Source organism: Stenotrophomonas sp. 10N36 (assembly GCF_056395005.1).
Genome location: NZ_JBFTIS010000021.1, coordinates 1 through 15,968, shown reverse-complemented (window position 1 = coordinate 15,968; position 15,968 = coordinate 1). Strand labels below are relative to the sequence as shown.

The following is a 15,968-nucleotide window of genomic DNA, read 5'->3' as shown; positions in this document are numbered from 1 at the left end:
CCTGCAGGACGGCAACCACCGGCCCTGCGATCAGGCTGCCACCGCGCGCAGCGCCCAGCAGGCGGCGACGAATTCAACGCGGTCGCCCTGCACGAACGGGGCGAAGGCCTGCTCCACCACCTGCAGCACCCGGGTACGCAGCGCCGCGTCGATCTGCGGATCGCGCAGCATCCCACCCACCGGCCCCAGCAACGACACGTACCGGTGCAGGTCGGCGGTGCGGATGCTGCAGACCTGGTCCAGCGCCGTCACCTCGATATCGCGCCAGCCACTGTCGGCCAGGATGTCGCGCACATGCTGACGATCGGCGAAGGCGAACTGCCCCGGGCCATCGGCCGTGCGCGGGGGCAGCGCCAACAAGGGCGCGGCGGCGCGTTCGGCAGTGGTCATGAACGGGTTCTCGGCGGCACTGCGCCAGGCCAGCGCGTGCAACGTACCGCCGCTGCGCATGGCCTGACGCAGGTTGGCGAACGCCTGCACCGGGTCGTCGAAGAACATCACCCCGAAGCGCGAGACGATGCGATCCAGGCGGGCCGGCGCAAAGCGGTGCCGCTGCGCATCGCCCACCGTGAAGTCGATCTGCAGACCCGCCGCGGCGGCGCGTTCCACCGCACGGGCGATCATCGGCGCAGAGATGTCCACGCCACTGCAGCGGCCGCCTTCGCCGAGCCGGGCGGCGATGGCCAGACACACCGCACCGGTGCCGCAGCCCACGTCCAGTACCTGTGCGGGCTGGCCTGCCGGAACAGCCCCGGCAAGCTGTTCGGCCAGCGGCGCGAACATGCCGTCCAGCAGCGCTTGTGCCTCCACCCATACCTCGCCGGAGGGGCCGTTCCAAAGGGCGTGTTGGGAGGTGTCGGTCATGACGGTCTCGATCTGGGCTTGCCAGCAGGGAAGGGAGCCCGCACTCTGGCACTTCAAGTGCACTTGAGGTCAAGCGATGCGTGAGCTGGATATCGCCGAGGTGGCCCGTCGCTCAGGCCTGGCCGCATCGGCACTGCGTTACTACGAAGCGAAGGGCCTGATCCGGCCGATGGGTCGGCATGGCCTGCGCCGCGTGTATGCCGATGCGGTGCTGGAGCAGTTGGCGTTGATCACGCTGGGGCGCGCAGCGGGACTGTCGCTGCAGGAGATCGGGACGATGCTGGCCGTCGAAGACGGCACCGGTATAGATCGCACGCGGCTGGCGGCCAAGGCCGATGCGCTGGACCTGCGCATCGCGCGCATGACCGTGATGCGTGACGGTTTGAGGCACGCGGCGGCGTGCCGTGCCCCCAGTCATATGGAGTGCCCGCGCTTTCGCGCACTGATGCGGCTCAACCGGCCACCGTGTCCACCAGCAGCTTCACGTTGAGCACCAGGATGATCGCGGCGATGACCCACGCCAACGCGATCAGCCAGCGTGGCGCCACCAGCGCGCCCATCTTCCCCTTGTCCGACACGAACCGCACCAGCGGAATCACCGCGAAGGGCAACTGCATCGACAGCAGCACCTGGCTGAGCACCAGCAGCCGCGCGGTGCCCTGTTCGCCATAGATCGCGGTGACGATCACCACCGGCACGATCGCGATGCCGCGGGTGATCAGGCGGCGTGCCCACGGGGCGATGCGCAGGCGCAGGAAGCCCTCCATCACGATCTGACCGGCCAGCGTGGCGGTCACGGTGGAGTTGATGCCCGAGGCGAGCAGGGCGACCGCGAACAAGGTCGAGGCCAGTCCCACGCCGAGCATGGGCGCCAGCAGTTCGTAGGCCTGCTCGATCTCCTGCACATCGGTGCGGCCGTGCGCGTGGAAGACCGCTGCGGCCAGGATCAGGATCGAAGCATTGATGAACAACGCCAGCATCAAGGCGATGGTGCTGTCGGTCACTGCCCAGCGCAGCGCGCTGCGACGACCGGGGTCGGTGCGCGGGTAGGCGCGGGTCTGCACGATGGACGAATGCAGGTACAGGTTGTGCGGCATCACCGTGGCGCCGATGATCCCGATGGCCAGGTACAGGGCATGCGGGTTGGTGACCACCTCGGCGCGGGGAATGAAGCCGCCGAGCACGGCCTGCAGCGGCGGCGCGGCGAAGGCGATCTGGATCGCGAAGCAGGCAAAGATCACCAGCAACAGCGCGATCACGAACGCTTCCAGCGCACGGAACCCGCGGTTCATCAGCCACAGCACCAGCACCACGTCGATGGCGGTGATGATCGCCCCGGCCAGCAGCGGAATGCCGAACAGCAGCTTGAGTGCGATGGCCGTGCCGATCACCTCGGCCAGGTCGCAGGCGATGATCGCGATTTCGCAGAGCAGCCACAGGCCCAGGGTGACCGGGCGCGAATAGTGGTCGCGGCAGGCCTGGGCCAGGTCGCGCCCGGTGGCGATGCCGAGCCGGGCCGACAACCCCTGCAGCACGATGGCCATCAGGTTGGATAGCAGGATCACCGACAGCAGCAGGTAGCCGAACTGGGCGCCGCCGGCGATGTCGGTGGCCCAGTTGCCCGGGTCCATGTAGCCCACCGACACCATGTAGCCCGGGCCCAGGAACGCCAGCAGCCGGAACCACCAGTGCCCGCCGTGGGGGACGGCGACGCTGGCGTTCATGTCGCCCAGGCTGGGGCTGTGGCCGTCTGAAGCGGGCCAGGCAGGCGCGGTGTCGGGGCGGCGTTGGATGTCCACGGCCGCAATATAGCAGAGGCTATGTTAGTAAGGCTTTGCAATTTCCGGCCATGCCATGGCGGCCGCCGGCCACGCCTCAACGCGGGGGTGGGGGCGGGATGCGCATGCCGTGGGTATGTGGCAGGCAGGCTTTCATCGCATCGATGAAGGCCCGCAGCCGGCTCGGAATCTGCCGGGCAGACGGGTACACCAGGTGCACGGGCAGCGGCGGTGCTTCGCGCTCGGGCAGCAGGCGCAGCAACCGGCCCGTGCGCAGCTCATCGCTGACCAGCCACGCCGACACCACCGCCGCGCCCAACCCGGCCAGCGCGGCCTGGCGCACCACGAACAGGTTGTCGGTGAGCAGCCGCGGCTGGATGTCGACCTGCAGCGCCGGACCCCCATCGGCCGCCAGCAGGGTGACGCGCTCGCGGTAGTACGTGGTCAGCGCGATCCATGGCAACGTGCCCGGCAACGCCGGGTCGCGCACATCGGCCGTGCCGACCAGGGACGGCGCGGCCACCGCGATACGCGGCACTTCGGCCAGCGGCACCGCGACCAGGTGCGGGGCGTCCACCGCCCCCACCCGGATCGCGCAGTCGATGCCCTCGGCGATGAAGTCGGGATGGCGGTCTTCCAGCATCCATTCCAGCGTGACCTGCGGATAGCGCGCCAGGAACTGCAGCATCGGTTCCAGCAGCTGGGCCTGCCCGAAGGCGTGCGGCACCACCACGCGCAGGCGCCCGCGCGGCACGTCCACTTCGCCGCGCAGGTCGGCCTGGATCGCCTCCCAGTCGGCTACCAGCGACTGCGCATGCACAAAGCAGCGTTCGCCGTCGTCGGTGAGCGTCATGCGGTGGGTGGACCGTTTGAGCAGCTGCAGGCCAAACAGCCGCTCCAGCGCCTGCAGACGGCGGCTCACGGTGGGCTGGGTGGTGCCCAGCTGCACGGCAGCCGCAGACAGGCTGCCACTTTCAACGATGCGCACGAAGGTGCGCAGCAGGTCGATCCGATCGGCACCGGCGGCGCTGGTTGGGATGGTCATGCGGGGTGCGTATAGGTGATATGTGCGCCAGCCTACTACACGGGCGGATCTTCAGGGCCGATGCTGGCGCCATCGTCTTCCCCGCTTGGAACTGCTCATGTCCAGTACGCATATCCCTGCCGTGGCACCCGCCACGCACGCCGTTGCGCCACGCCTGATCCTGGCCATGGCGGCCGGGGCCGGCTTCTCGGTCGCCTCGATCTACTACAGCCAGCCGATGCTCGGGGTGATCGGCCCAGACCTCGGCGCCGCGCCCGCCGCCACCGGCATGGTGCCCACGCTGACCCAGCTCGGCTACGCGCTGGGGATCCTGCTGCTGGCCCCGCTGGGCGACCGCTTCGACCGGCGCCAGCTGATCCTGGCCAAGGCCGTGTTGCTGGCGCTGATGCTGGCCGGGGCCGCGCTCGCCGGCAGCCTGCCGACCCTGCTGCTGGCCAGCCTGCTGATCGGCGTGACCGCGACCATGGCCCAGGACGTGGTGCCCGCAGCGGCCAGCCTGGCACCGGCGGCCGAGCGCGGTAGCGTGGTCGGCAAGGTAATGACCGGGTTGCTGCTGGGCATCCTGCTCTCACGTGTGGCCAGCGGACTGGTCGCGCAGTGGCTGGGGTGGCGCAGCATGTTCGCCCTGGCGGCGGTCTCGGTGGTGCTCATCGCCGTGGCACTGGCGCGCGCGTTGCCGCGGTTCGCGCCCACCACCACGTTGCGCTACCCGGCACTGCTGGGCTCGCTGGTGGCCTTGTGGCGCGGGCAACCGGCGCTGCGTCGGGCGGTATTCGCGCAGGGGCTTCTGGCAGTGGGGTTCAGCGCTTTCTGGTCGACCCTGGCGCTGATGCTGCACAGCCGCTACCAGGTGGGCAGCGCCGTGGCCGGCGCATTCGGCATCGCCGGCGCCGCCGGTGCGCTGGCCGCGCCGCTGGCCGGGCGCTGGGCCGACCGTCTCGGCAGCCATGCGGTGGCACGTATTGCGATCCTGGTGGCGCTGGCGGGCTTTGCGATGCTATTGCTGGAGGCATGGCTGCCACGTGCGGCGATCCTGCCGCTGCTGGCGGTCAGCGCGGTGGTGTTCGATTTCGGTTTCCAGTCGGCGCTGGTGTCGCACCAGACGCTGGTCTACGGCCTGGTGCCGGAGGCGCGCAGCCGGCTCAACGCGCTGCTGTTCACCGGGGTGTTCCTGGGCATGGCCAGCGGCGGTGCGCTCGGCAGCCTGGCACTCGCGCACTGGGGCTGGACCGGCGTGGCGTTGCTGGCCACCGGTGCGGCGGCGCTGAGCCTGGTGGTGCGCCGCCGCTGAGCGACGCGGCGGTCAGCCGTCGCCATCGGCTTGGGCATCGTCCAGGCTGATGATGCCGCGCTTGAGTGCCTGGGTCACCGCGTGGGTACGGTCGCGTGCGCCCAGCTTCTCCATGATGTTCTTCATGTGCGCCTTCACCGTCTGCTCGGAGATGCGCATCTGCTCGCCGATCGCCTTGTTCGAGCGCCCGGCGGCCACGTGGCCCAGTACTTCGGTTTCGCGCGGGGACAGGCTGTCTTCGACCACGTGCGCGGCGATGCTGGCCGCGAGCGTGGCGGGAATGCCGGCACGGCGACCGCCATGCACGGTGCGGATGGTGTCGATCAGCTCGTGGCGCAGCATGTCCTTGAGCAGGTACCCGCTGGCGCCCGCCTGCAGGGCGCGCACTGCCCGCACGTCGCCACGGTAGGTGGTGAGCACGATGATGCGTGCGCGCGGGTCGTGGCGGCGGATCCGGGTGATGGCCTCCACGCCGTCCACGCGTGGCAGCTGCAGGTCCATCAGCACCACGTCCGGGCGCAGGGCCAGGTACTGGGCAACCGCTTCTTCGCCATCGGCCGCTTCGCCCACCAGCCGCATGTCGGCCTGCATGCCAAGCAGTGCCGCCAGGCCATCGCGCAGCAGGGGATGGTCATCAACAACGAGCACGCCGATGGGGGCGGGCGACAGGGTCATGCAGACTCTCCAGTGAAACGCGGCCAACGCCAGCGGCGCGGCGAACGGCGGTAGATGCGGTGGCGCGTCAGGAACAGTTCCACTTCGGTACCCAGCCCCGGGCGTGACCACAGGCGCAGGCGCGCGCCCAGGCGTTCGGCACGTTCGCGCATGCCCACCAGTCCCCAATGGCCTTCGGCCATCGATTCGGGCAGGCCGCGTCCATCGTCGCGCACATGCAGGCGCAACCCGCGCAGGCCGTAGCCCAGTTCGATCTCGATGGCGCCGGCGTGTGCATGCTGCAGGGCGTTCAACAGCGCCTCGCGGCCGATCAGATACACCTCTTCGGCCGCTGCGCGGCGCAACGGCAGGGGCGTGCCTTCCACGCTGAGGCGCAGCGCCGGGCTGCTGGCATCGCTGGCGCGCTCGCCGTACACCTGCACCAGTGCCGCACCGAGGTCCTGGTAGCCGTCACTGTCGTCGCGCAGCGCGCTGACCCGGTCGCGGCCTTCGGCCAGTGCGGTTTCTGCCTGCTGCATGGCCGCTTCCAATGCGGCCCTGACCGGCGGCGGGGTGTGGCTGGCCTGGCTGACCGCATGCAGGCGCAGGATCAAGCCTTGGGTGCCCTGCAACAACGTGTCGTGCAGTTCACGTGCGATACGCTCGCGTTCGGCGTGACGCTCCTGCAGCCGCGCACGTACCAGCTGGGTCAGGCGGCGGCTGCGCAGGCGCATGGCCAGCAGGATCAGGGCCAGCAGCAGCAGCACGCAGGCGGCGTTGAACCACAGCGTCTGGTACCACATCGGCGCGATGCGGAAACTGCGGGTCGCCGCTACCGGGCTCCACACCATGTCCTGGTTGGCGGCCACCACCTCGAACCGATAGCGACCCGGCGGCAGGTTGGTATAGAACGCACGGGTCAGTGTGCCGGCATCCTGCCAATGCGCGTCCAGCCCGATCAGCCGGTAACGGTAGCGGGTGCGTTCGGGTCGGCTCAACGCCAGTGCCAGGTAGTCGATCTGCAGCTGGGCGGTGCCCGCGGGCAATACCATGCCGTCGCGCAGTGGCTGCTGCGTCTGCCCATGGGAGACGTCGCCGATACGCGGCTGCAGTGCGGGGCCGGCGCGTTGTGCCACGCCGGTGTCGATCCACGCCAGGCCCTGGTTGGTGGACAACCAGAGCAGGCCATCGGCCGCCAGCATCGCGCTGGGCATCGGGGTGGTCTGCACGGCGATGCCGGGCATGCCGTCGCCACGGTCGAACAGCCGCGGTTCCACCGGCCTGCCGTGCAGCACCGACTGCTCCAGGGTCGATGCGTCGATCCGCAGCAGGCCGCGGCTGCCGTTGAACCAGTAGTAGGCGGTGTGGTCGCGGACGATGCCGGTGATGCCTTCCAGCAGGCCGGGGGTGTCGGTCTGTGCCGCATGGAAGCGGTCGTCGTCGCCGAGCAGGGCCAGCCCGTTCTCGCCGGCTACCCAGATCCGCGTGCCGATCATGGCGGTGGCGGTGATCGGCCCCACCTGCAGGCCATCGGCACGGGTGTAATGCCGCCACACGTGCTGGCGGCGTACGCGCAGCTCGCCGTCGGGATAGCCCATCAACACGGCACCGGCCGGGCCGGCCGCCAGGGTGGTGCAGGCGTGCCCGGGCAGCGCCGGGTCGCTGTCCCAACGGCCGCGAAGATAGTGCATCACGCGCTGGTCGCCGAAGCAGAACCACGCTTCATCGCGACCCAGTGGCAACACTGCGCGCAGTTCGCGCGGCGCGGGCAGCCCGGGCGGGTGCAGTTCGTGCGACTGGCCATCGCGTATCAGCCGCAGCGCCTCCCAATCGACCACCCACAGGGGTTGGTCGCTGGCGAGCGCGGCGCGGTGCAGGTCGGCCGACGGCACCTGCAGCAGCGTGCGGCGCAATGCCATCGGGCGCAGGTCGGCGCCGTAGGCGAACACCTGTCCGTCGGGTGCGTGGTGCAGCGTGCGCAGTGGATCGGCCGGGCCCGGCAGTGTCAGGCTGCGGACCTGATGGGCGCGGAACCGGTTGAGGCCCAGGTTGGTGCCGACCCACAAGGTGCCTTCACGATCAGCCAGCACCGGCACCGCCGTGGTCGACGCCAGCCCCTGGGCAGCATCGAAGCGCTCGACCGGGGCCGCCGCCGACGCGGCGACATCCAGGCGGAAGATGCCGGCGCTGTCCACCAGGCTGCCCCACAGGCTGCCATCGGCGGCGAACCGGATGCGTTTGGCCAGCAACGCGGGCCGACGCAGCGCTTCGCGTTCGGCGGCGGGCAGCAGGCCGCGGGCATCGGCCACCGGCATGAGCCCGCGCTGGCGATCGGCCAGCCACACCTGGCCGTTGTCGCGCAGGGCCAGCGATGAGAACGGCGCAACCGGCAGCGCCAGCGGTTCGAAGCGCGCGCCGTTCGCCGGCAGTCGCCACAACCGCTGCGCAGCAATCACCCACAGCGTCCCGTCCCGATCGCGCAGCAGCCACTGGGCCGGTACATCGCCGATGCCCATTGCGGCGGTGGGTACCTGCCAGCGTTCACCGTCGAACCAGCGCAGCCCACCATCGGCCGCGGCCCACAACCGGCCGCTGCCATCGCGCTCGATCCGCGGCACCAGCCCGGGCGGCAGGCCCTGTGCCTGCGCGTAGTGGGTGAGACCGTGGCGGTCGAGCCGGCTGATCCCGGCGTTGTAGTAGGCAATCCAGAGCGTGCCGTCTGGATCCAGCGCCAGCGTGGTCATGTTCGAGGACGGGAACGTGCTGCCGTTGGGCGGCGCCGGGCGTTCGAACTGGCGCCCATCGAACCGGTACAGCCCGGTGCCGGTGGCCAGCAGCAGGCTGCCGTCGGCGGGCTGGACGATATCCCACACATCCCCGGGCGCGCCCTGGCCCACCACCCAGGCGGTGTGTTCGTACGCCGACAGCGGTGCCGCCAGCGCCGGCCATGCAGCCAGCAGGAGGCACAGCAGCAGCCAGCCGGCGGCCACGCGGCGGCGCGTGCGGGCGAGGGCGAGGGCGGGGGCGGAAACGGCAACGGGCATGCCACATTCTCTCAGGGATGGGGGCAGCAGCTGCTTACTCTTTCGGGGCAGGCGCCGCGCCCGGCAGTGCGGTACCCCTGCCGGGCCCGTTCTGGACCGCCCCCATGCAACGACTGTTCGTGATGTTCCCCGACCGCGCGCCCGGCGTCGGTCTGGTACTGCTGCGGCTCGGCCTGTGCGCGGCCGTGCTTACGCTGCCGATGGCGCCGACAGGCTGGCTGCAGCTGGCGTCGCTGGCGGCGGCGTGCCTGCTGCTGGTGGGCGTGTGGACCCCGCTGGCAGCGGTTGCGCTGCTGCTGATGATGGGCCTGCACGCGGCATCGCACTGGGCCTGGCTGCCGCTGCCGGTGGCGTTGCTGCTGCTGGGCCCCGGCGCCTATTCGCTGGATGCACGCCGTTTCGGTCGACGCGTGCTGCGGCAGCCGCTCGGCGGCAGCAGCGGGCGCGATCACCCGAAAGAGTAATCACCGCGCCCACCGATGGAGGGTAGGGCCAGGCGCATGTCGCGGCGACCATGGCACACCCCGTCGTGGAGCCCGCTGATGGCCGCTTCGTCCCCCCCGACGCCGCCCACGCCTGTCGCCTTGCCGCCCACCCAGGTGGCGGCGCTGCGGCGTGCCTTGGCCTACATCGATGCCAACCTGCAGCAACCGGTGCTGGTCGAACAGATGGCCGCCGCGGCCTGCGTCAGCCGTTTCCACCTGGCACGCCTGTTTCGTGCCGGTACCGGGATGAGCCCGACCGCGTACCTGCGCCAGCGCCGCATCGAACACGCCCAGCAGCTGCTGCACGCCGGCGGGCTGAAGGTCAGCCAGATCGCCAGCAGCCTGTGCTTCTTCGACCAGAGCCATTTCGTGCGCAGCTTCCGCGCCGTGACCGGCTGCACCCCCCGTCATTTCGCCCGGCGCAGCCTGCGCCCGGGTGCCTGAATCCCCTCGATCCCAAGGAATGCCCATGAACAAGGCCACCGCCGTCGCCGGCACCTCGCTGCTATCGCCCACCGATCACGCCCTGGTGCTGATCGACTTCCAGTCGCAGATGGCATTTGCCACCCACACCATCGACATCTCCGCGCTGCGCAACAATGCCGCGCTGATCGCCAAGGGCGCGGCCGGCTTCAACGTGCCGGTGGTGCTCACCACGGTTGCCGAGAAGTCGTTCTCCGGCCCGATGTTCCCCGAGCTGCCCGCGATCTTCCCGGGCCAGACGGTGTTCGACCGCACCTCGATGAACACCTGGGAAGACCAGCCGGTGATCGACGAGATCAACCGCATCGGCAGGCGTCGCCTGGTGCTCGCCGGCCTGTGGACCAGCGTGTGCATCGTCGGCCCGGCGTTGTCGGCGATCGACCAGGGCTTCGAGGTCTACGTGGTCACCGATGCCTGCGGCGACGTCAGCGTGGAAGCGCACGAGCGCGCCGTGACCCGCATGGTGCAGGCCGGTGCAGTGCCGATCACGGCGGTGCAGTACCTGCTGGAACTGCAGCGCGACTGGGCACGCGGCGCAACCTACGACCTCACCACCGGCATTGCCCGTGACCATGCCGGCGGCTATGGCATCGGCATCCAGTACGCCAAGACGATGTTCGGCGCGCAGGAAGGCGGCCACTGAGCATGGCCGGCGCCACCGGCCTGGACCTGGCGCTGTTGCTGCTGCGCATGGCGGCGGGCGGGTTCCTGCTGCCGCATGCGCTGGGCAAGCTGTTCGGTTGGTTCGGTGGGCCCGGCCTGGCCGGGTTCGCCGACGAGCTGCGCGGCTTCGGCCTGCCGGCGCCGCGGCCGATGCCGCTGCTGCTGGCGGCGGTGCAGGTGCTGTGCGGGCTGGCGGTGCTGCTGGGGTGGCAGACCCGGCCCGGCGCGGTGATCGCGGCGGTGTTCCTGCTGTCCACTGCGCTGCTGGCGCTGCCCCATGGCTGGTTCTGGATGCGCGGCGGTGCCGAGTATTCCCTGTTCTGGACGCTGACGCTGCTGGCCATCGCCCTGGCCGGTCCTGGCGCGTTTGCACTGCAGCCGTCACTGGCCGGGGCAGGGTGGCCATGACCGCCGATCCGCACCATCCCGGTCGCCGCGACCTGCTGCTGGGCGTCGGCGCAGGCCTGGCACTCGCCGCAGGCGCCGGCACCTTTGCCTCATCCCCGGAGAAACGCATGTCTTCGCTGCTCATCCGCAATGCCCGCATCACCACCCTTGACCCACGCTGCCCGCAGGCCGACGCGCTCGCGGTGGTGGACGGGCGCATCGCCGCCGTCGGCACCGAAGCGCAGGTGCGTGCCGGGCTGGACGTGGGCACCGTCATCGATGCCGGCGGCCGTCGCGTGGTACCGGGTTTGAACGACAGCCATACCCATCTGATCCGCGGCGGCCTCAACTACAACCTGGAGCTGCGCTGGGACGGGCTGCGCTCGCTCAGCGATGCGATGGCCATGCTGAAGGCGCAGGTGGACAACACGCCGGCCCCGCAATGGGTGCGTGTGGTGGGCGGGTTCACCGCCGAGCAGTTCGTCGAAAAGCGGTTGCCCACCCTGGCCGAGCTCAACGCCATCGCCCCGGACACGCCGGTCTTCCTGCTGCACCTGTACGACCGGGCGCTGCTCAACGGCGCCGCGCTGCGGGCCTGTGGCTATGACCGCAACACGCCGGACCCGCCGGGCGGTCAGATCGCGCGCGACAGCCTGGGCAATCCCACCGGCCTGCTGCTGGCCAAGCCCAACGCGCTGATCCTGTACGCCACGCTGGCCAAGGGACCGCGCCTGCCGATGGAGTACCAGGCCAATTCCACCCGGCATTTCATGCACGAACTGAACCGGTTGGGCATCACCTCGGTGATCGACGCCGGGGGTGGCTTCCAGAACTATCCGGAGGACTACCAGGTCATCGAGCAGCTGCACCGCGATGGCGAACTCACCGTGCGCATCGCCTACAACCTGTTCACCCAGAACAAGGGCAAGGAGAAGCAGGACTTCCAGCACTGGAGCGAGATCGTCGCCCCGCGCCAGGGCGATGACCTGCTGCGTCACAACGGTGCCGGCGAGATGCTGGTGTTCTCCGCAGCCGACTTCGAACTGTTCAACGAGCCGCGCCCGGAACTGCCGCCCGGCATGGAGCCGGAGCTGGAAGAGGTGGTGCGGCTGCTGGTCGAGAAGCGGTGGCCGTTCCGCATCCATGCCACCTACGACGAAAGCATCGACCGCATCCTGGATGTGTACGAGCAGGTCAACCGCGAGATTCCGTTTGACGGCCTGCACTGGTTCATCGACCACGCCGAGACCATCACCCCGCGCAACATCGACCGCATCCGTGCGCTCGGTGGCGGGCTGGCCATCCAGCACCGCATGGCCTACCAGGGCGAGGCGTTCGTGCAGCGCTATGGCAGCGAAGCGGCACGCCACACCCCGCCGGTGCGGCGCATGCTGCAGGCCGGCGTGCCGGTGGGCGCAGGTACCGACGCCACCCGCGTGGCGAGCTACAACCCGTGGGTGGCGCTGTCGTGGCTGGTCACCGGGCGCACGGTGGGCGGGTTGGCGCTGTATGGCGAAGAAAACCTGCTCGAGCGCGAGGAAGCGCTGCGGCTGTGGACGCAGGGCAGCGCGTGGTTCTCGGGCGACGAAGCCCACAAGGGCACGCTGGGAGTCGGGCAGCTGGCCGACTTCTGCGTGCTGTCCTCGGACTTCTTCGCGGTGGACGATGCCGCCATTGCCGACATCACCAGCCTGCTGACCGTGGTGGGCGGGCGGGTGGTGTACGGCGACGGCGACTTCGCGCCGCTGGCCCCGGTGTTGCCGCCGGCCATGCCCGATTGGTCGCCGGTCAACCGCTTTGGCGGCTACCACGTAGGCGGCGCGGCCACCGGGCTGACCGCGCACGCGCATGCCCACGGCGCAGGCGGCTGCCGCACCCATGGCGCGCACAGCCATGCCGCCGCGCACGCCGTACCCACCGACGCGCCGAATGCGTTCTGGGGTGCATTGGGATGTTCGTGCTTCGCCTTCTGACCCTGGGCCTGGCCGCTGCGTCGCCGGCGCTGGCCTGCGAGGCGGACGGCCGCGGCCAGTGCATGGCGCTGGACGGCGGTGGCGCGCTGCAGATGGATGCCGCGCTGCGTCTGCGCAGCATGTATTACGACCCGACCCGCTTCGGCGTGCAGGGCGGGCAGGAGGACGGTTACGGGCTGCTGCGGGCGCTGGCGTCGATCCGCGCCCAACGCGACGGCTGGCAGGCCGTGGCGCAACTGGGCGTGCATGCCGAGCAGGGCCGCCGCGGGGGTGCCGGTGGCACTGATCGGGGTGCGCTGGATGTGCAGCAGGCCTACGTGCACTGGCAGGGCGAACACGTTGGCTGGCAGCTGGGCCGCCAGGAGGCCGGCTATGGCAGCTCGCGGCTGCTGTCGGTGCGCGATGGGCCGAACATCCGGCTGGCCTTCGACGGCGTGCGCGGTCGCTGGCGCGCGCCGCGCTGGCAGCTGGACCTGATGGCGCTGCGCCCGGTCGACAACCGGCCCGGCGCATTCGATGACCGCAGCGACCACGGCCAGTATCTGCTGGGCGGATATGCAACGCTGCAGGGACGCAGCGCGGGCAGTGGGCTGGATCTGTACCTGTTGGGCTATGGTCGCGACGATGCCCGCTTTGCCGGTGCCCAGGGCGACGAGCGGCGCACGACCCTTGGGGCACGCTGGTTCGCCCGGCAGCCACGCTGGGATGCCAACGTGGAACTGGTGGGGCAACGCGGCACCCTGTCCGCGGCGCAGGGCGACCTGGCCATCCGGGCGTGGACGCTGGCCAGCGACACCGGCGTGCGCTGGTCGCAGCGGGCCTGGCAACCGCGCCTGGGCGTGAAAGTGGACATCGCGAGTGGTGACCGCACGCCCGGCGATGGCCGCCTGCAGACGTTCAATGCGCTGTATCCCAAGGCGGCGTACTTCAGCGAGGCCAGCCTGCTGGCACCGGCCAACCTGATGGACGTGCAGCCGACCCTGACCCTGACCCCGCATCCGGCGATCACCACCGAATTCGGCTGGCAGCTGGCGTGGAAGCATCGCCGCGCCGATGCGATCTACACCACGCCCGCGCCGCTGGCCGCGCTGCCGGGCAGTGCTGGCACGCCGCGCCGGATCGGGCAGCAGTTCAAGTGGGAAACCACATGGCGGGCAAGCCCGCAGTGGCAATGGCAGGCGCAGTTGGCCTGGTTCGAGGCCGGTCCCGGCCTGCGCGCGGCCGGTGGCCGCGACACTTGGTTTGCATCGATGGTAGGAGCGTGGCAATGGTAAGCAACAATGAGGGCGCCGCACCCGGCGCATGGTCGCCGCTGAAGATCGGCCTGTTCCGCGCGATGTGGCTGGCCATCCTGGGCAGCAACGTGGGCACCTGGATCAATGACGTGGCTGCCGCCTGGGTGATGGCCGAGCGCACCGGGTCGCCGTTGATGGTGGCGCTGGTGCAGTCGGCGACCACGGTGCCGGTGGTGCTGCTGGCACTGGTGGCCGGCACCCTGGCCGACATCGTCGACCGGCGCCGCTACCTGCTGTTCACCCAGGGCTGGATGCTGCTGGTGGCGGCCACGCTGGCCACGTTGACGGGGCTGTCGATGCTGACCCCCGGGTTGCTGGTGGCGCTGACCTTCGCGATGGGCTGCGGCGCGGCGATGGCGATGCCGGCGCAGGCGGCGATCGTGTCCGAGCTGGTGCCACGGCCGATGCTGGCCTCGGCGGTGGCGTTGAATTCGATCGGGATCAACATTGCGCGCTCGCTGGGCCCGGCCATTGGCGGGTTGATCGTGGCGCAGCTGGGGCCAAGCTGGGCGTTCGGCCTGAACGCACTGAGCTTTGCCGCAATGCTGATCGTATTGACCCGCTGGACGCCGGACGCAACGGCCTCCACGCTGCCGCCGGAAGGCTTCGGTGCGGGACTGCGCGCGGGCCTGCGTTATGCACTGCGCGCCGGTCGCCTGCAGGCGGTGCTGGTGAAGTCGGCCGGGTTCTTCTTCTTCGCCAGCGCGGTGACGGCGCTGCTGCCGCTGGTGGTGCGTGGGGAGATGCACGGCGGCGCGGGCCTCTACGGGATCCTGCTGGGCTGCATCGGCATCGGTGCGGTGACCGGCGCGCTGGTGCTGCCGACGCTGCGTGCGCGCATGGACCGCGACCTGCTGGTACTGCTGGCCACGCTGGCCTGCGCGCTGAGCCTGTTCGGGCTGGCCTGGCTGCGGCACATGGCGCTGTTGCCGGTGGCGATGCTGGTCAATGGCTTTGCCTGGATCACGGTGCTGTCCTCGCTGCAGATCGCCGCGCAGACCGCGGTGCCGCCGTGGGTGCGGGCACGTGCGCTGTCGCTGTACATCATGGTGTTCTCGCTGGGCATGGCGGCCGGCGGCCTGAGCTGGGGCAGCATTGCCCAGCGCACGTCGATCCCGCTGGCGTTGACGATCGCCTCGGTTGGCGCGGTAATCGCCGGGCTGCTGGTGTGGCGGGTGCGCATCGCGGGCAGCGAGGAGCTGGACCTGCGTCCGGCCGGCTACTGGCCAGCGCCGGAGCTGGCGGTGCCGGTGTCGCATGATCGCGGTCCGGTGCTGGTCACGGTGGAGTACCGCATCGCCGATGCCGACCGCGCGGCGTTCCACGTGTTGATGGGGGAGCTGGGTCGCACCCGGCGCCGCGACGGCGCGGTGCTGTGGGGCGTGGCCGAGGACGTGGCTACGCCGGGCATTCACCTGGAGTATTTCGTGACCAGTTCGTGGGTGGAACATCTGCGCCAGCATGAGCGCGTGACCGCTGAAGACCGCGATCACCAGCAGAAGGTGCGGGCGCTGCACCGCGGCGAGCACGCGCCGATCGTGCGGCATTTCGTGGGTGGTCATGGCGCGCTGCCGACGTTGAAGCACTCCCACGAACTGGGCTGACGGGCGGATACAAAAATAGGTTCTTCCCACCTCTGAGGGGAGCGCCTTGTTGCAAGGGCCGTCACAGAGTGCGCACGACGGTACGCGGGTGCTCGGGTGTGCGGGCGCCGCGGCTGGCGTCTCCGATCGGGCCGGTCGCGAGCGTGAGGGCCCCGTAGAACCCGGTAGGCCCCTGGTGCAAATGTCCCCCGGCCGCGTGGCGGCCTCCTCCTTTATTTTGCCCAGGAGCCTACCGGCCGCTACGRGGCTCGGCTTGCGGTAAGCAGGGGAAGCCAGGCTTTTCTGGCGCTGTCGGTGGGTCGGGCGCTGGGYCCCCATGCCCTTGGAGGCGAAATAAAGGRGGAGGKGGCGGCCGCAGGCCGACGCCGGRSGACATTCGCCGGAAAGGGCATGGGGGCCCAG

At 70.3% G+C, this 15,968-nt stretch carries 14 protein-coding genes; 9 read left to right on the top strand and 5 right to left on the bottom strand.

Translation table 11 applies throughout. From position 1 onward, the window contains the following. Positions 1 to 30: 30 nt before the first annotated feature. Positions 31 to 864: a class I SAM-dependent methyltransferase gene (locus AC1DCJ_RS17305; RefSeq protein ID WP_478071494.1), complete on the bottom strand. Its 834-nt coding sequence runs from the start codon at positions 862 to 864 to the stop codon at positions 31 to 33. Between the two features lie 76 nt (positions 865 to 940). Between AC1DCJ_RS17305 and AC1DCJ_RS17300 the strand changes: the two genes are divergently transcribed. Beyond that, on the top strand, positions 941 to 1,354 hold the full coding sequence (locus AC1DCJ_RS17300; protein WP_478071493.1) for a helix-turn-helix domain-containing protein: 414 nt from the start codon (positions 941 to 943) through the stop codon (positions 1,352 to 1,354). Here the strand turns inward: AC1DCJ_RS17300 and AC1DCJ_RS17295 are convergent. Further along, positions 1,317 to 2,588 (bottom strand): Nramp family divalent metal transporter, encoded by a 1,272-nt coding sequence (locus AC1DCJ_RS17295; protein ID WP_478071532.1) that lies wholly within the window; start codon positions 2,586 to 2,588, stop codon positions 1,317 to 1,319. The genes AC1DCJ_RS17300 and AC1DCJ_RS17295 overlap by 38 nt on opposite strands. Positions 2,589 to 2,739: 151 nt before the next feature. Next, the gene (locus tag AC1DCJ_RS17290) at positions 2,740 to 3,687 is read right to left on the bottom strand and encodes a LysR family transcriptional regulator (RefSeq protein WP_141057955.1); all 948 of its coding nucleotides are present in this window, start codon (positions 3,685 to 3,687) and stop codon (positions 2,740 to 2,742) included. Between the two features lie 166 nt (positions 3,688 to 3,853). On the opposite strand from AC1DCJ_RS17290, the gene AC1DCJ_RS17285 reads away from it, so the two are divergent. Then, positions 3,854 to 4,978, top strand: a complete 1,125-nt coding sequence (locus tag AC1DCJ_RS17285; protein ID WP_478071531.1) for an MFS transporter — start codon at positions 3,854 to 3,856, stop codon at positions 4,976 to 4,978. Between the two features lie 12 nt (positions 4,979 to 4,990). Here the strand turns inward: AC1DCJ_RS17285 and AC1DCJ_RS17280 are convergent, their stop codons facing one another. Both AC1DCJ_RS17280 and AC1DCJ_RS17275 read right to left on the bottom strand, forming a co-directional pair. Then, positions 4,991 to 5,653 (bottom strand): response regulator, encoded by a 663-nt coding sequence (locus AC1DCJ_RS17280; protein WP_448133757.1) that lies wholly within the window; start codon positions 5,651 to 5,653, stop codon positions 4,991 to 4,993. Further along, entirely contained in the window at positions 5,650 to 8,676 is a 3,027-nt protein-coding gene (locus AC1DCJ_RS17275) for a sensor histidine kinase (protein ID WP_478071492.1), read from the bottom strand. The genes AC1DCJ_RS17280 and AC1DCJ_RS17275 overlap by 4 nt, the downstream gene beginning before the upstream one ends. Positions 8,677 to 8,780: 104 nt before the next feature. Between AC1DCJ_RS17275 and AC1DCJ_RS17270 the strand changes: the two genes are divergently transcribed. The 7 genes from AC1DCJ_RS17270 to AC1DCJ_RS17240 all read left to right on the top strand — a co-directional run bounded on the left by AC1DCJ_RS17270 (position 8,781) and on the right by AC1DCJ_RS17240 (position 15,566). Then, a complete protein-coding gene (locus AC1DCJ_RS17270; RefSeq protein ID WP_137189579.1) occupies positions 8,781 to 9,140 on the top strand; it encodes a hypothetical protein in 360 nt (119 codons plus the stop codon). Between the two features lie 78 nt (positions 9,141 to 9,218). After that, positions 9,219 to 9,605, top strand: a complete 387-nt coding sequence (locus AC1DCJ_RS17265; protein ID WP_137189578.1) for a helix-turn-helix domain-containing protein — start codon at positions 9,219 to 9,221, stop codon at positions 9,603 to 9,605. Positions 9,606 to 9,630: 25 nt separating this feature from the next. Further along, a complete protein-coding gene (locus AC1DCJ_RS17260; RefSeq protein WP_478071491.1) occupies positions 9,631 to 10,287 on the top strand; it encodes a hydrolase in 657 nt (218 codons plus the stop codon). A 2-nt stretch (positions 10,288 to 10,289) separates the two neighbouring features. Beyond that, on the top strand, positions 10,290 to 10,715 hold the full coding sequence (locus AC1DCJ_RS17255) for a DoxX family protein (protein WP_038688145.1): 426 nt from the start codon (positions 10,290 to 10,292) through the stop codon (positions 10,713 to 10,715). Between the two features lie 107 nt (positions 10,716 to 10,822). Continuing rightward, complete coding sequence (locus AC1DCJ_RS17250) at positions 10,823 to 12,667, top strand: amidohydrolase (protein ID WP_478071490.1); 1,845 nt, start codon at positions 10,823 to 10,825, stop codon at positions 12,665 to 12,667. After that, entirely contained in the window at positions 12,646 to 13,941 is a 1,296-nt protein-coding gene (locus AC1DCJ_RS17245) for an alginate export family protein (RefSeq protein ID WP_478071489.1), read from the top strand. The genes AC1DCJ_RS17250 and AC1DCJ_RS17245 overlap by 22 nt, the downstream gene beginning before the upstream one ends. Then, positions 13,935 to 15,566 carry an MFS transporter gene (locus AC1DCJ_RS17240; RefSeq protein ID WP_137189574.1) on the top strand — a complete coding sequence of 544 codons (1,632 nt, stop codon included), beginning with the start codon at positions 13,935 to 13,937 and terminating at the stop codon, positions 15,564 to 15,566. Before AC1DCJ_RS17245 ends, AC1DCJ_RS17240 begins: the two co-directional genes overlap by 7 nt. Positions 15,567 to 15,968 lie beyond the last annotated feature (402 nt).